General features: G+C 63.0%; 14 protein-coding genes. 11 read left to right on the forward strand and 3 right to left on the reverse strand.

The annotated features are described in order from the left end of the window. The first annotated feature begins 31 nt into the window (after nucleotides 1-31). Nucleotides 32-682: a DUF7504 family protein gene (locus EP007_RS06765; protein WP_128476928.1), complete on the forward strand. Its 651-nt coding sequence runs from the start codon at nucleotides 32-34 to the stop codon at nucleotides 680-682. Nucleotides 683-715: 33 nt separating this feature from the next. On the opposite strand, the gene EP007_RS06770 is transcribed toward EP007_RS06765, so the two are convergent. Continuing rightward, nucleotides 716-1156, reverse strand: coding sequence for a hypothetical protein (locus tag EP007_RS06770; protein ID WP_128476929.1), 441 nt, complete (start codon nucleotides 1154-1156; stop codon nucleotides 716-718). Between the two features lie 118 nt (nucleotides 1157-1274). On the opposite strand from EP007_RS06770, the gene hemL reads away from it, so the two are divergent. Continuing rightward, nucleotides 1275-2615: a glutamate-1-semialdehyde 2,1-aminomutase gene (hemL, locus tag EP007_RS06775; RefSeq protein WP_128476930.1), complete on the forward strand. Its 1341-nt coding sequence runs from the start codon at nucleotides 1275-1277 to the stop codon at nucleotides 2613-2615. 91 nt (nucleotides 2616-2706) lie between these two features. Beyond that, the gene (locus EP007_RS06780) at nucleotides 2707-3177 is read left to right on the forward strand and encodes a hypothetical protein (RefSeq protein ID WP_128476931.1); all 471 of its coding nucleotides are present in this window, start codon (nucleotides 2707-2709) and stop codon (nucleotides 3175-3177) included. 217 nt (nucleotides 3178-3394) lie between these two features. Here the strand turns inward: EP007_RS06780 and EP007_RS06785 are convergent, their stop codons facing one another. After that, nucleotides 3395-3910 (reverse strand): metal-dependent hydrolase, encoded by a 516-nt coding sequence (locus tag EP007_RS06785; protein WP_128476932.1) that lies wholly within the window; start codon nucleotides 3908-3910, stop codon nucleotides 3395-3397. Between the two features lie 163 nt (nucleotides 3911-4073). After that, nucleotides 4074-4217 (reverse strand): hypothetical protein, encoded by a 144-nt coding sequence (locus tag EP007_RS17355; protein ID WP_166035468.1) that lies wholly within the window; start codon nucleotides 4215-4217, stop codon nucleotides 4074-4076. Nucleotides 4218-4310: 93 nt separating this feature from the next. Between EP007_RS17355 and hemC the strand changes: the two genes are divergently transcribed. The 8 genes from hemC to EP007_RS06825 all read left to right on the forward strand — a co-directional run bounded on the left by hemC (nucleotide 4311) and on the right by EP007_RS06825 (nucleotide 13941). After that, nucleotides 4311-5468, forward strand: a complete 1158-nt coding sequence (gene hemC, locus EP007_RS06790; RefSeq protein ID WP_128476934.1) for a hydroxymethylbilane synthase — start codon at nucleotides 4311-4313, stop codon at nucleotides 5466-5468. After that, nucleotides 5465-6208, forward strand: a complete 744-nt coding sequence (locus EP007_RS06795; protein WP_128476935.1) for a uroporphyrinogen-III synthase — start codon at nucleotides 5465-5467, stop codon at nucleotides 6206-6208. The genes hemC and EP007_RS06795 overlap by 4 nt, the downstream gene beginning before the upstream one ends. 501 nt (nucleotides 6209-6709) lie before the next feature. Beyond that, nucleotides 6710-8167, forward strand: coding sequence for a single-stranded-DNA-specific exonuclease RecJ (locus EP007_RS06800; protein WP_128476936.1), 1458 nt, complete (start codon nucleotides 6710-6712; stop codon nucleotides 8165-8167). A 521-nt stretch (nucleotides 8168-8688) separates the two neighbouring features. Beyond that, nucleotides 8689-9999, forward strand: a complete 1311-nt coding sequence (gene aspS, locus EP007_RS06805; protein WP_128476937.1) for an aspartate--tRNA(Asn) ligase — start codon at nucleotides 8689-8691, stop codon at nucleotides 9997-9999. Between the two features lie 89 nt (nucleotides 10000-10088). Next, complete coding sequence (locus EP007_RS06810; protein ID WP_128476938.1) at nucleotides 10089-10409, forward strand: DUF5783 family protein; 321 nt, start codon at nucleotides 10089-10091, stop codon at nucleotides 10407-10409. A 222-nt stretch (nucleotides 10410-10631) separates the two neighbouring features. Next, nucleotides 10632-11879 (forward strand): ABC transporter substrate-binding protein, encoded by a 1248-nt coding sequence (locus EP007_RS06815; RefSeq protein WP_128476940.1) that lies wholly within the window; start codon nucleotides 10632-10634, stop codon nucleotides 11877-11879. A 115-nt stretch (nucleotides 11880-11994) separates the two neighbouring features. Beyond that, complete coding sequence (locus EP007_RS06820) at nucleotides 11995-12360, forward strand: NifU family protein (protein WP_128476941.1); 366 nt, start codon at nucleotides 11995-11997, stop codon at nucleotides 12358-12360. A gap of 93 nt (nucleotides 12361-12453) precedes the next feature. Next, nucleotides 12454-13941, forward strand: a complete 1488-nt coding sequence (locus tag EP007_RS06825; RefSeq protein ID WP_128476943.1) for a sulfatase — start codon at nucleotides 12454-12456, stop codon at nucleotides 13939-13941. Nucleotides 13942-13947 lie beyond the last annotated feature (6 nt).

The raw sequence follows: 13947 nt of genomic DNA on the forward strand, positions 1-13947 counted from the left end.
ATAACCTCGTCCCGCGGACGTTCCGGTAACAGTGTCCGACGCCGAGACCGGTGGCGTGATGCCCGTGTCGCCCGAATCGCTCGACGACGAGACGAACGTCCTCGTCGCCGGAGAGCCGTTCACGCGGAAGCGCGAGGTGATGCTCGAACTGCTGGACACCCCCGACCGAGGGGCCATTCTTGCGACGACGAAACTGAGCGCGGCCAGACTCAAGCAGGCGTTCGACCGGCGGTACGACGCCGCGGCGTGGGACCTTCGGTTCGTGGACTGCGTGAGCAAGGGGCGGTCGGTCGAGACCGTCCGGGAGACCGAGACGGTCCGATACGTCGCCGACCCCGGCGACCTGACCGGCATCGGTATCGAACTCTCGGGATTCATGCAAGAGTTCTACCACCGCGAGGACCTACAGCGCGCCAGACTCGGCTTCGACTCGCTGTCGCCGGTGTTGATGTACGCTGACCTGCGCCGGGTCTACCAGTTCCTCCACGTCGTCACCGGTCGCATCGCCAGTTCCGGCTTCGCGGGCGTGTTCACGCTCGATACGGTCCGCGGGGACCGGCAGGCGGCCGACCGACTGATGCAGGTGTTCGACGCGCTCGTGGAGGTCCGAGAGACCGACGACGGCGAGGAGTTGCGCGTCCGGGGCGGCGACTTCGGCCCGAAGACGTGGACCGACTTTTGAGGCCGGAGCGGGCGCTTCGCCGCGCGGTCCGACTTACTCGTCTTGGAGGTGCTGTTTCGCCAAGTCCACGATGGGCGACTCGCGCCGGTCGAAGACGAACGCCAGTCCGGACCACTCCCGGTAGGGGAAGTGGGCGACCTGCACGTTCTCGTACCATCGAATCGTGGCGTCGAGCGTCCCGAAGTCGAACAGCGGTCGCTCGCGCGGCGGGTCGCCCAGTCCCTTCATGACGATGGTCTCGATGCGTTCTTCGAGTTCGTCGTCGGTGTACTGCTCGCGCACGTCCTCGCGGACGAAGAGTACGTCCGACTCGTCGCCGCTGAACCGGACCGCGAGACGGAGCGGCGCGTCGGTCTGGTCGCGGAGTTGGTCGATGAGACCCCGAACGTCCGTCTTCACGTCTTGGAGGTCGTCGGAGATGTCGTCGAGTTCTTCGTCCAGATTCTCTTGTGGCTCCTGTGGCGCATCGACCATGTCGTTGAACGAACCGAAGCACGGTCGGGATATAACAGTTGTCGTAATTCTCGGCGGCGCTCGAAGCTGGTCGCCGAGACAGAAATGAACTTCACGCAGGAGTCCGAACCCTCGGAACATGCACGACGCCAACTCCCGCGAGTTGTACGACCGAGCGCTCTCGGTCCTCCCCGGCGGGGTCAACTCCCCGGTTCGAGCCGTCCGCCCGCACCCGTTCTTCGTGGACCACGGCGACGGCGCGCACGTCATCGACGCCGACGGCAACAAGTACATCGACTACGTGATGGGCTACGGTCCGCTCCTTCTGGGCCACGACCTGCCCCAAGAGGTCGAGTCCCGGATTCAGTCCCAACTCTCGGACGGGCCGATGTACGGCGCGCCCGCCGAAGTCGAGGTCGAACTCGCGGAGTTCATCGCGCGCCACGTCCAGAGCGTCGATATGCTCCGGTTCGTCAATTCGGGCACCGAGGCGACCACCTCCGCGGTCCGCCTCGCGCGGGGCTACACCGGCCGGGACAAAATCGTCGTGATGCAGGGCGGCTACCACGGTGCCCAAGAATCGACGCTCGTGGAGGGCAAGACGGGCGGCACCGGGTCGCCGAGTTCCGCCGGAATCCCCCAATCGTTCGCCGAGGAGACCATTACGGTCCCGTTCAACGACGCGGAGGCCGTTCGAAAAGTGTTCGAAGCTCACGGAGACGAGATAGCGGCGGTCCTCACGGAGCCGATTCTGGGCAACTGCGCGTCGGTGGGTCCGGTAGAGGGCTACCTCGGCGCGCTCCGCGAGATAACCGACGAGTACGGCGCGCTCCTGATTTTCGACGAGGTGATGACCGGCTTCCGCGTCGGCGGTCTCCAGTGTGCGCAGGGGAAGTTCGGCGTCACGCCCGACCTGACGACGTTCGCCAAGGTCATCGGCGGCGGCTTCCCGGTCGGCGCAATCGGCGGTCCCGCAGAAATCATGGAGTCGTTCACGCCGACCGGCGACGTGTTCCAAGCGGGCACCTACTCGGGCCACCCGCTATCGCTGACTGCGGGTCTCGAACTGCTCCGCTACGCCGCGGACAACGACGTGTACGACTACCTCGCGGACCTCGGCGACCAGTTGCGCTCGGGGCTGGCCGACATCCTCGAAGACGAGGCTCCGTCGTACACCGTCACGGGCTACGACAGCATGTTCAAGGTCGTCTTCACACGGGACGGTCCCCGCGACTCCTCGGGCCAGTGTGAAGCAGGATGCCGACAGGACCCCGATTGCCCCCGGTTCGACTACTGCCCGAAGAACAAAGGCGACGTGAACGCCGCCGAGACCGAGCGGTGGGAACGGCTCTTCTGGCCCGCGATGCGCGAGCAGGGCGTCTTCCTCACCGCCAACCAGTACGAGTCGCAGTTCCTCAGCTACGCCCACACCGAGGCGGACGTAGAGGAGACGCTGGAAGCGTACAAAGAGACGCTGTAGGGCGACGAGCGACGCTCCGAACGTCTCGCTCCCGAGCGTCCGGGTTTCGCGGTGCGACACCGGTTTATCGCTCCGCTCCCAACGGGGCGACATGAGCAGCGAACGAACGAGTCGCGGCCGAGTGAGACGCCGCCGCTCGCACCACTGGTACTGGGTGGCCGCTATCCCCGCGGCGTTCGTCCTCTGGTTGGCGACCCTCGCGTGGCTAGCGGTCGCGTCCTCGTGGGAGGCGTTCGGGTTCGGCGCGAACGTGGTGAACCTCTCGCTACTCGCACTCGGGGTTCCATTCGCCTTCCTGACGGCGTACTTCCCGCTGGCGGTGTACCGGGACGCCGACTACGTGAACCGGACCAGCGGCAAGTGGGCACCGAACCCGATGCGGCAGGCGCTTCTGGCCGCGCCCGGACTGGTCGTCCTCGTCCTCGCCGGGATTCCGGCGCTGTTTGTGGGAGTCCCGCCGACGTGGCCCGTCGTCGCCGGGTTCGTGGTTGACGTTCCGTTCGCGGTCTACTACCTGCGAGAGCGCCGCGAGCGCGTCGGGACGCCCGACGTGCCGTGGTGAGTCGAACGAATCAGTAGATCGGTTCCACGACGACGTGTTCTGTGAGACTTTGAGGTCACTGCTTGCTTGCTGTCCTTTATCACTGTTGGCGCGACAGGCGAAGACCCAAACCGATTCGACTATCTCATCTGTGCAAGTGGTGGGGAAATACGAGTTATGGAAGATGCGAGGCTAAAACCCCGCCCTTCAGAGCGGGGAGGATGTCAATTTGTGACGGTTATTGTGCCCACAGCGGCACGTCAAGATTTTTCCATTCGGTGATGACTTTCGTGAGATAAAGTCCGGTGCCGAAGACGAACCCCACAACGCAGAGAAAATAGACTTCGACCGATGAAAGCAGTCCGAGAAATGGATTCCCGGAAAGCGGATAGAGCGGACTAATGTCAGTGTACAACACTGAATCGAGGACGATATGAGCGTACACGCCAATAAGTGCGGCAAGAGTGATTCGAGTTAGTGACCGTCGCTGTGCCAAAAACAACGGACGCAGGACACGATTCAACGTCGGTTTCGAGACTGAGGAGAGAGTTGCAAGGCCGACAGCTAACAGCGTTGCAAAAATGAACGTGTGGAGGAAACCGTGAATTGAACCGGAAACAAAATCGAAAAACACCAAGACTGCTCGTGCATCTACGATGACATTCGCTATGAGAAAGGTCGGGAAGTCTAGCCAGCGGAAACAGAGTAAACCGAGACACAATCCGATACCTAAATGAAACGGCGTAAAAGGCATAGTGACTCTACTGTGTGCTAGTTAGTAACTCTTTTCTCAGCAGAACTTAGTTTTTGTTAACTCGGATACAGGGGAATTGATGTTTGCTTTTCCTTCTGCCACTAACTCGAAGTAGGGGTGGAACTTGTTCTTGAGGCCTTGGACATTCCCCGAATTATTAAGCCTATTTTAGCAGTATTTTAATTAATAGATAATAAAATCCATCTAATCTCGGAGGAACGTTCACGAAGGGTTGCTGAACACCGTTTGCTTCCGCCATTACGGAGAAACCCCCACATACCCTTATTTTTCTTATGTATTCTTCCATTAATTAGATATATGAATTACTTTTGGTATGATTGAGGGGTTTGTAGGGGTGAGTTGCGAAGGTGGTTTCAACCTTCGACGCCGACCCTCTCCTATGAGCAAACACGGGACCGAGATACGCCTCGCAACGCGGGGGTCGGACCTCGCGCTCCGGCAAGCGGGCGAGGTTGAAGCGGCCTTGGAGGACCGGCGGTTCGCGGTCGAACTAGTCGAAGTGGAGACGACCGGCGACGAGATTCAGGACGAACTCATCCACCGACTCGGCAAAACCGGGGCGTTCGTCCGGAGTCTGGACGAGAAGGTGCTGGACGGCGAACTCGACGGCGCGATTCACTCGATGAAAGACATGCCGACCGAGAGTCCCGACAAGTTGATTGTCGCGGGCATCCCCGAGCGCGCCAGCGCCAACGACGTGCTGATTACGCCCGACGGCGCGACGCTCGACGAACTCCCCGAGGGCGCGACGGTCGGCACCTCCAGCCTCCGGCGGAAGGCCCAGTTGCTGAACCACCGCGACGACCTGAACGTCGTCCCGCTTCGCGGAAACGTGGATACGCGCGCCGAAAAGTTGCTCGCGCCCGCGCTCCAGCGCGAACACGAGCGACGCACCGAGGCCGAGAAGGAAAAGCAGTCGAACAAGGCGATGGCCCAGAAGGGCCACAAGAAGAAATATGAGGGCGAGTTCGACCGCACCGTCGAAGAGTGGTTCAACGACCTCGCCGAAATCGAGCGCCGGGCGCTGGAGCGAGAGGTCGAGACTGACTTCGATGCCATCGTCCTCGCGCAGGCCGGACTCGAACGGAGCGGACTGGCCCACCACTTAGACTACGTCGAACTGCCGAAGAGCGAGTTCGTGCCCGCGCCGGGGCAGGGCGCGCTCGCGGTGACGGCCCTCGACAGCGAACTCGCGGGCGACATCAACACGGTACTCGACCACCCCCGAACGCGAGTCGAGACGACCGTCGAGCGCACGATTCTCGCAGAGCTAGGCGGCGGCTGCGTCGCGCCGATGGGCGTCCACGGCCTGATTCAGGGCGAGAGCGTCCACGTTGACGTGCAGGTGTTCTCGCAGGACGGCTCGGAGGTCATCGAGGCCAGTCGGGACGTGCCGGTCGAGAACCACGTCTCGGCCGCCAAGGAGGTCGCCGCGGACCTCGCCGCGCGGGGTGCCGACGACCTCATCGAGGACGCGAAGGCCGACGACGAGGAGCGAGAGGCCAAGCGCGAAGGGGAGGAGACGAGCGACGAATGAACCGAGACGTTCGCGTCGCGGTCTTCCGCCCGGACGACGAACGCCTCGCCAGCGCAGTCGAACTGCTGGACTCGCTCGGTGCCGACCCCGTCGCCGACCCGATGCTCGAAGTCCGGCCGACCGGCGACGCGCCCGCCGACGGCGAGTACGTGATTCTGACGAGCAAGACCGGCGTGGAACTGGCCGCCGAGTCCGGATGGGACCCGAAAGGAGCGACCGTCTGCGCAATCGGCGAGAGTACGGCCGACGCGCTCCGCGACGCGGGGTACGACGTGGACATCGTCCCCGACGAATACACCTCGGCCGGACTGGTCGAAACCCTGAGCGGAGAAGTCGAGGGAGCCGAAGTCGAAGTCGCCCGGAGCGACCACGGGAGCGCAGTCCTGACCGATGGTCTCCGCGACGCCGAAGCCGACGTAAACGAAACTACGCTATATCGATTGGTCCGTCCCGAGGGGTCGGGCGACTCTGCCGCGCTCGCCGCGGAGGGCGAGTTGGACGCCGCCCTCTTCACCTCGTCGCTGACGGTGGCGCACTTCTTGGACGCCGCCGACGAGCGCGGCGTGCGCGAGGAGGCGGTCGAAGGATTGAACGACGCCGTCGTCGGCGCTATCGGCGACCCGACCCGCGAGACGGCCGAGAGCGAGAGCATCGAGGTTGACGTGGTTCCGGAGGTGGCCGACTTCGAGCAGTTGGCCTGCGAGGTTGTGGAAGAAGCCGCGCCGACCCACCACGAGTGAGAAATCCGGAGGAAGACTATTTTTTCGGGGTCTCGCGCACTTGTGAGGAGTTCGGGGCGCGGTGCTGTGAAGTTGCGGCCTGAATGGCGTCGGCAGTAGCTAGCTTGGTTTTCCTCCGAGACTGTAGAACGTGGTCGAACCGAAGAAGCTAGCTTCAGGCTTGAGCCACGGAGTCACCGCAACCGCACAGCACCGCAACCACGAACCTCACGCCTCCCCAACCTCGTCGGCCGCGTCCGCGGCCGACTTCCCTCGCGCGAAAGGGCGCGGCGCGCAGTCGCGCGCCGCGCCGTCGGACAACCCGCGTCCGACGAGCCATGCGCTCGCATCCGCTCGCGCAGACGCCCGCACGCGCCCGACTAACTGGTCAACCGAGCGTGCGAGTGGATAGTCAACCGAACGCGTAAGTAGAACTCGCCAGACGTGTGCGGAGACGCCACCGACATCCGGGCACTCCGAGACGCGGAGGTTTATAAGCGATAGCGACTTACCTTGCTTCGAATGGCTTCCGCTGGTCCCGTCCCCGCCCTCGCAGAGCGCGCCGCCGCGTGCGCCGACCGACTGCGGGACGCCGACGAGGTGTTGCTCGCCTCCCACATCGACGCCGACGGACTGACGAGCGCCGCAATCGCGTCGGCGGCGCTCGAACGCGCGGGCATCCCCTTCAAGACCGTCTTCAGCAAGCAGTTGGACGCCGAGGAAGTCGCGGCCATCGCGGCGACCGACTACGAGACGGTGCTGTTCACCGACTTTGGGAGCGGCCAGTTGGACATCATCGCGGACCACGAGGCGGCGGGCGCGTTCACGCCGGTCATCGCCGACCACCACCAACCCGCCGACCCCGACACCGAGTTCCACCTGAACCCGCTGCTGTTCGACATCGACGGGTCGTCGGAACTCTCGGGTGCTGGCGCGGCGTACGTCCTCGCCCGCGCGTTGGAATCCGGAAACGGCGACAACCGCGATTTGGCCGGACTCGCGGTCGTTGGCGCGGTCGGCGACATGCAGACGACCGACGGCGAGTTGGTCGGCGCGAACCAGTCCATCGTCGAGGAGGGCCAAGCCGCGGGCGTCGTAGAAGCGCGGACAGACCTGTCGATGTACGGCAAGCAGACCCGGCCGCTCCCGAAGATGTTGGAGTACGCCAGCGACACCCGCATCCCCGGCATCACGAACAACGAGAACGGCGTCCTGCGGTTCTTGGACGGTCTCGACGTTCGACTCAAGGACGACGACGGCGAGTGGCGCTGTTGGGTGGACCTGACCGAGAGCGAGCGAAGCACCGTCTCGAACGCGCTCATCCAGCGCGCACTCTCGAAGGGCGTCAGCCCCGACCGCATCGACCGACTGGTCGGCACCGCCTACACGCTCACCGACGAACCCGAGGGGACCGAACTTCGAGACGTGAGCGAGTTCTCGACGCTCCTGAACGCGACGGCGCGCTACGAGCGCGCCGACGTGGGACTGGCGGTCTGTCTGGGCAACCGCGACGGCGCGCTCGACTGCGCGCGCGAACTGCTCCGGAACCACCGCCGGAACCTCTCGGAGGGCCTTCAATTGGTCAAGCGCGAGGGCGTCACCCGCGAGGAGAACGTCCAGTGGTTCCACGCCGAGGACCGCATCCGCGAGACCATCGTCGGCATCATCGCGGGGATGGCGGTCGGTTCCGAAGGCATCGACCGCGGGACGCCCATCATCGCTTTCGCCGAAAAAACGGAGGACAGCGACGGGAGCGAAGCAGGCGACGACGAGGTGACGGAGGTAAAGGTCTCGTCGCGCGGGACCCCCAACCTCACGCGCAAGGGACTGGACCTCTCGGTCGTGATGCGCGAAGCGTCGCAGGCCGTCGGCGGCGACGGCGGCGGGCACAACGTCGCCGCGGGCGCGACAGTTCCGAAAGGGACCGAAGCGGAGTTCGTCGCGCTCGCCGACGAACTCGTCGGCGAGCAGTTGAGTTGATTTTACCAGTTCGTCTGCTCCGAGAGCGTCGTCCACGTACCAGTGAGAACGTCTCTCGCGGTGTTACCGCCCGCCTGCGAGGCGCGATACTCGGTATGCTGTTCGGGCGTGACGAGGGTTCCGCACCATGTTTGTCCGGCAAGTTCGGAAACGCCATTTTCCGAAGGCACCGACACCGCCGCAAAATGTTTGCGTACGGTTGGTTCTGAGTAACGCTGAACACTCTCGGACGACGACCACCTGTTCGGAGGCGAGAAGCCGATTCTTGCGGGGTTCGAAAGCGGCGTTCGAGATTGCCGATAGCGTATTTCATATAGCACTATAAGATTTACTACGAGGGTAGCTTCGCTCTCTCCGGACTCCGCAACGCTCGAAAGAAGCGTCCGGCATCGGTGTCGCCGAGCGAACGGTTCGGACTGACTACCCGAGAGACCGGCCGTACTGGGGTCTCCGGGCGTCTGTAGCGGAGAGAATAAATACGTGTGGGAGAGACGGGACAAATACTGTAGCAACTTCGAGCCATGATAGACCGAACGTATTCCGACGAGATTACTGCCGAACAGGACGGCGAGACTGTCTCTATCGCTGGGCACGTCCACGAGATTCGAGATTTGGGTGGACTCACCTTCGTCATCGTGCGCGACCGCGAAGGGAAGACACAGGTCGTGTTCAAGGAGGAGAACGACGAAGACCTCTTCGAGGCCGCACAGGACCTCCACAAGGAGGACGTAGTGCAGATTTCTGGACGCGTGAAGGCCAGCGACCAAGCCCCCGGCGGCGTCGAACTCGCCCCGACCGAGATGGAACTCATCAGCGAGTCCGACACGCCCCTACCGATGGAGGTCGCTAAGGACATCGAGTCCGACCTCTCGACGCGTCTCGACAACCGGGCTATCGACCTCCGAAAGCCCGAGACCTACGCCATCTTCTCGCTGCGCTCGAAGCTGATGTCCGCGATGGAGGAGTGGTTCGACAACGAAGGCTACGTGGACGTAGACACCCCACTCATCTCCCAAGAGGGTGCGGAGGGCGGTGCCGAACTGTTCCCGGTCGTCTACTACGGCGACGAGGTGTTCCTCTCCCAGAGTCCGCAACTCTACAAGCAGATGCTGATGGCCGCCGGATTCGACAAAATCTACGAAACCGGCACCGCGTTCCGCGCGGAAGCGTTCGCCACCTCTCGACACGTCTCCGAGATTGCGATGTTCGACGTGGAACTGGCCTACGTCGAGGACCATCACGACGTGATGGACGTGCAGGAGGAGTCGCTGCGCTACGCGCTGGAGCAGGTCGCCGAGCACGCACAGGACGAATTGGAAGCCCTCGACGTTGACCTCGACGTGCCGACGGAGGACTTCCCGCGCATCACCTTCGAGGAGGCCCGCGACCTCCTCGCTACCGAGTTCGACCACGTCCCGGACGACAGCGACGACCTCGACACGAAGGGCGAGAAACTGCTCGGCGACTACTTCGAAGAGCAGGGCCACCCCGCGTTCTTCGTCGTCGGCTACCCCAACGAGAAGTTCTACTACAGGCAGGACGTGCCCGGCGACGACATCGCGTCCCGGAAGTTCGACCTCATCTACAAGGGCCAAGAACTCTCCTCGGGCGGCCAGCGCGAACACGACATCGAAACGATGGAGCAGTACATGGACGAGCAGGGAGCCGACCCCGAGAACTTCCACTTCTACCTCGAAGCGTTCCGGTTCGGCATCCCGCCCCACGGCGGCTACGGGCTGGGCATCGACCGCCTCGTCCAGAAGGTCGCCGACCTCGAAAACATCAAGGAAGCCATCCTGTTCCCGCGCGACCCCGACCGCGTGACGCCGTAATTTCGGCGCGCGAATCGACCGCCCGCGGTTTCGCGGCGCGAATCGACCAATCGGCTCACTTTTGTTCGTCCTGACCCAACCGTCCGGACATGGCCGACTTCGACCCCGAGAAGTTCGAGGATAAGTACGCGAACTACTTCAACGAGCTTCAGAAAGCGTACAAGAACGCGTTCAACCGACTCAACGACCAGTACGATTCGGAACTCATCCACGCCATCGACCAGCAGATTCTCAACGAGAGCGAACCCTTCTACGAGGGCGACGGCGAGTTCCGCGTCGAACTCCCGGAAAACCCGGCCGAGCGCGTGCAGGGTATCGTCGTCAAAGACGAGAAAGTCGAGGAGATGCTCGACATCTACGTCGAGGAGATCGAGACCGAACTGCGGCGCGTGTTCGGGTTCGAGTCGTAGCGCGCGTCGATTTCGCCAGATTCGCTTTTCTCGCGGTGCGCCGGTCGTTCGTCGAGCGTTCGCTCTGAGGACGACGAGCGGGGCGAATCCCGGCAAACTAGTGGTAAAGCAAATTTCGATATATAGAATATCCACGCTGCGCGAAACGGAACGTGGTTCGTCGCAGACAGTAATTTAGGCAGACCAAAATCCCTAAGTCCTGATTTAGGCTACCCTAAAGACATGCGAGAAAGACCAGTGTCGAGATTGACGCGGCGGGGATTGCTGAAGGGAGCGGGCGCGGCCAGTACCGGCGCGCTCCTCGCTGGATGTATGGGTAACGGAGCGAACGAGGAAACGACGACCGACGAGACCGAGCAGTCGGAAACGACGACGGAGAGCGAGACGGACGAGACGACTACGGAGGAGACGCAGAACGGATACGCGGTGTCGATGTCCCCGGCGGGAACCGTCGAGTTCGACGCCGTTCCGGAGAACGTCTTCGCAGTGTTTCCCCAGTACGCGGATATGGTAACGGCGCTGGGACACGGCGACGCGTTGAACTCGGTGTACGTCCCGGAGATGACCGGCACGACGCTAAACCACTACGCCCACCATCTCGACGGCGTCTCCTTCGAGTGGGACGGACTCGACGACCCGTTGAGCAACAGTTTCTCCAAGGAACAACTGTACGCGCTCGACAGCGACGTTCACCTCGCCGACCCCGCGTGGGCGACGACACAGGACAACTGGGACGGAGCGGACGTAGAGGAGATCGGTTCGCAGGTCGCGCCGTGGTTCGGGAACTTCTACAGCGGCACGCGGGCACAACCACCTGAGGGGTACGACGACTACGAGTATTACGACCTGTGGACCCTGTTCGGAAAGGTCGCGGACGTGTTCCGCGAGCGCGAGCGGTACGAGGCGCTCGCGGAAGTACACACGAATCTCGTCTCCACGATTCGAGACCAACTGCCGCCGAAGGAGGAGCGACCGAGCGCCGTCCGCGTCACGCTCGCGGCGGACGGCCAGTCGTTCTACACCTACCACCTCAACAAACCGGGCTACTGGCTGGCCGACACCCGGCCGCTCGGCGCGAACGACGCCTTCGCCGACGAGGACTGGCAGAGCCTCTGGGGCACCGTCGATTACGAGACGATGCTCGAAGCCGACCCGGACGTAATTCTCCACCTGTGGGGTCTCACGCCGAGCTACAGCATGGCCGACACGCGCTCGAAACTCGAAAACCACAGTAGCGGGAGTCAACTGAAAGCGGTCGAAAACGACCGCGTACACGCCGCGGGGATGCGCTATCAGGGACCGATAATGAACCTGTTCCAGCTAGAGATGGGAGCCAAACAGCTCTACCCCGACGTGTTCGGCGAGTGGCCCCGCTACGAGGACGGCGACCCCTATCCGGAGATTCCCGAAAACGAGTGGCTATTCGACCGCAACCGAGTGGCCGACATCGTCGCCGGTCGCGGCGAGTAAGCGCCAGTAGCGACGCCGACGTGGCGGTCCGAAGCCGCGGAGAGCGGCCGCTCTGGCGATACAGAGAACGGTAGTGAACCAAAGGCCTAAGAACGCACACTCCCTACTTCAGCGCATGAGCACCGAGACTCAGGACGACGGGAACGACCTTGAGGAGCGCATCAGCAACTTCCTGCGACGCAACTTCCCCCAGATTCAGATGCACGGCGGAAGCGCGGCCATCCAGAACATCGACCGCGAAACCGGGTCGGTCCACATCCAACTCGGCGGCGCGTGCAGTGGCTGTGGCATCTCGCCGATGACGATTCAGGCCATCAAGAGCCGAATGGTGAAAGAGATTCCCGAAGTCGAGAAAGTCAATGCCGATACCGGGATGGGCGGCGACGGCGGACACGGCGGAGACGGCGGCATGAGTCCGTCGTTCCCCGGCGAGACCACCGACGACGGAGACGAGGACGAAGGTCCGCAGGCCCCCTTCTAAGCCCGGATTTCCGCCCCGAAACGTCCAAGTTCTTCCCGTAGAACGCGGCTAACATCAGGATATTTATCCCGTCGGGGATTGGACGGTACTGATATGACTAACGACGACGCGGCGGGGAACGTCGTGTTCGTGGTCATGGACACGGTTCGCAAGAGCCATCTCTCTGTCTATGACTACGACCGACCGACGACGCCGGGCTTGGAGCGGTTCGCCGACGAGGCAGCCGTCTTCGAGCAGGCGGTGTCTCCCGCACCGTGGACCCTCCCGGTACACGCCTCGCTGTTCACGGGGATGTACCCGAGCGAACACGGCGCGAGCCAAGAGAATCCGTATCTCGAAGGCGCGACGACGCTCGCCGAGACGCTCTCGGGCGCAGGCTACGACACCGCCTGTTACTCCTCGAACGCGTGGATTACGCCCTACACCCACCTCACCGACGGGTTCGACGACCAAGACAACTTCTTCGAGGTGATGCCCGGCGACTTCCTCTCGGGACCGCTGGCCAAGGCGTGGAAGACGATGAACGACAACGAGACCCTGCGGAAGGTCGCCGACTACCTCGTCAGCGTCGGCAACAAGATTCACGAGTACACCGCGTCCGGCGACGGTGCCGACTCGAAGACCCCACAGGTCATCGACCGGACGATGGAGTTCATCGACGACGCCGACGACGACTACTTCGCGTTCATCAACCTGATGGACGCCCACCTGCCGTACCACCCGCCCGAGGAGTACAAAGAGGAGTTCGCTCCCAACGTCGATTCCACGAAAGTCTGCCAGAACTCGAAAGAGTACAACTGCGGTGCCCGTGACATCAGCGACGACGAGTGGGAGGCCATCGAAGGCCTGTACGACGCCGAGATTCGACACATCGACGCCGAACTCCAGCGCCTGTTCTCGTGGATGCAGGACAACGACGAGTGGGAAGACACGATGGTCGTCGTCTGTGCCGACCACGGCGAACTCCACGGTGAACACGACCTCTACGGCCACGAGTTCTGTATCTACGACCCCCTCGTGAACGTCCCGCTGATGGTCAAGCACCCCGAGATGGAGTCAGGAACGCGAGAGGACCAGCAGGTCGAACTCGTGGACCTCTATCACACCGTGCTGGACCACGCTGGCGTCGAGGCCCAGCGTTCGACGGTGCCCCTCGACCGAGAGCGGTCGCTTCTGGACGCCGACTACCGGGACTTTGCGGAAGGCGACTACGCCTTCGTAGAGTATTACCGTCCCGTAGTCGAACTCAAGCAACTTGAGCAGAAAGCCGCCGACGCGGGCATCGAGTTGGACACCGACTCGCGGTTCTACTCCCGGATGCGGGCCGCGCGTCGCCCCGACGCCAAGTACGTCCGCAACGAGCGCATCGGCGACGAGTTCTATCACCTCGATTCGGACTCCGGAGAGACCGACAATTCGCGCGGCGAGGGGAGCGACGAAGAGGTCGAACTCGAAGGCGCACTCTCGGAGTTCGAGGAGAGCGTCGGCGGCGAGTGGAAGGAAGTCGAGGACGACGACGTGTTGGGCGACATGAGCGACGACGCGAAAGACCGGCTACAGGACCTCGGCTACATCGACTGATGGGCA

The organism is Halorussus pelagicus, assembly GCF_004087835.1.
GTDB lineage: Archaea > Halobacteriota > Halobacteria > Halobacteriales > Haladaptataceae > Halorussus > Halorussus pelagicus.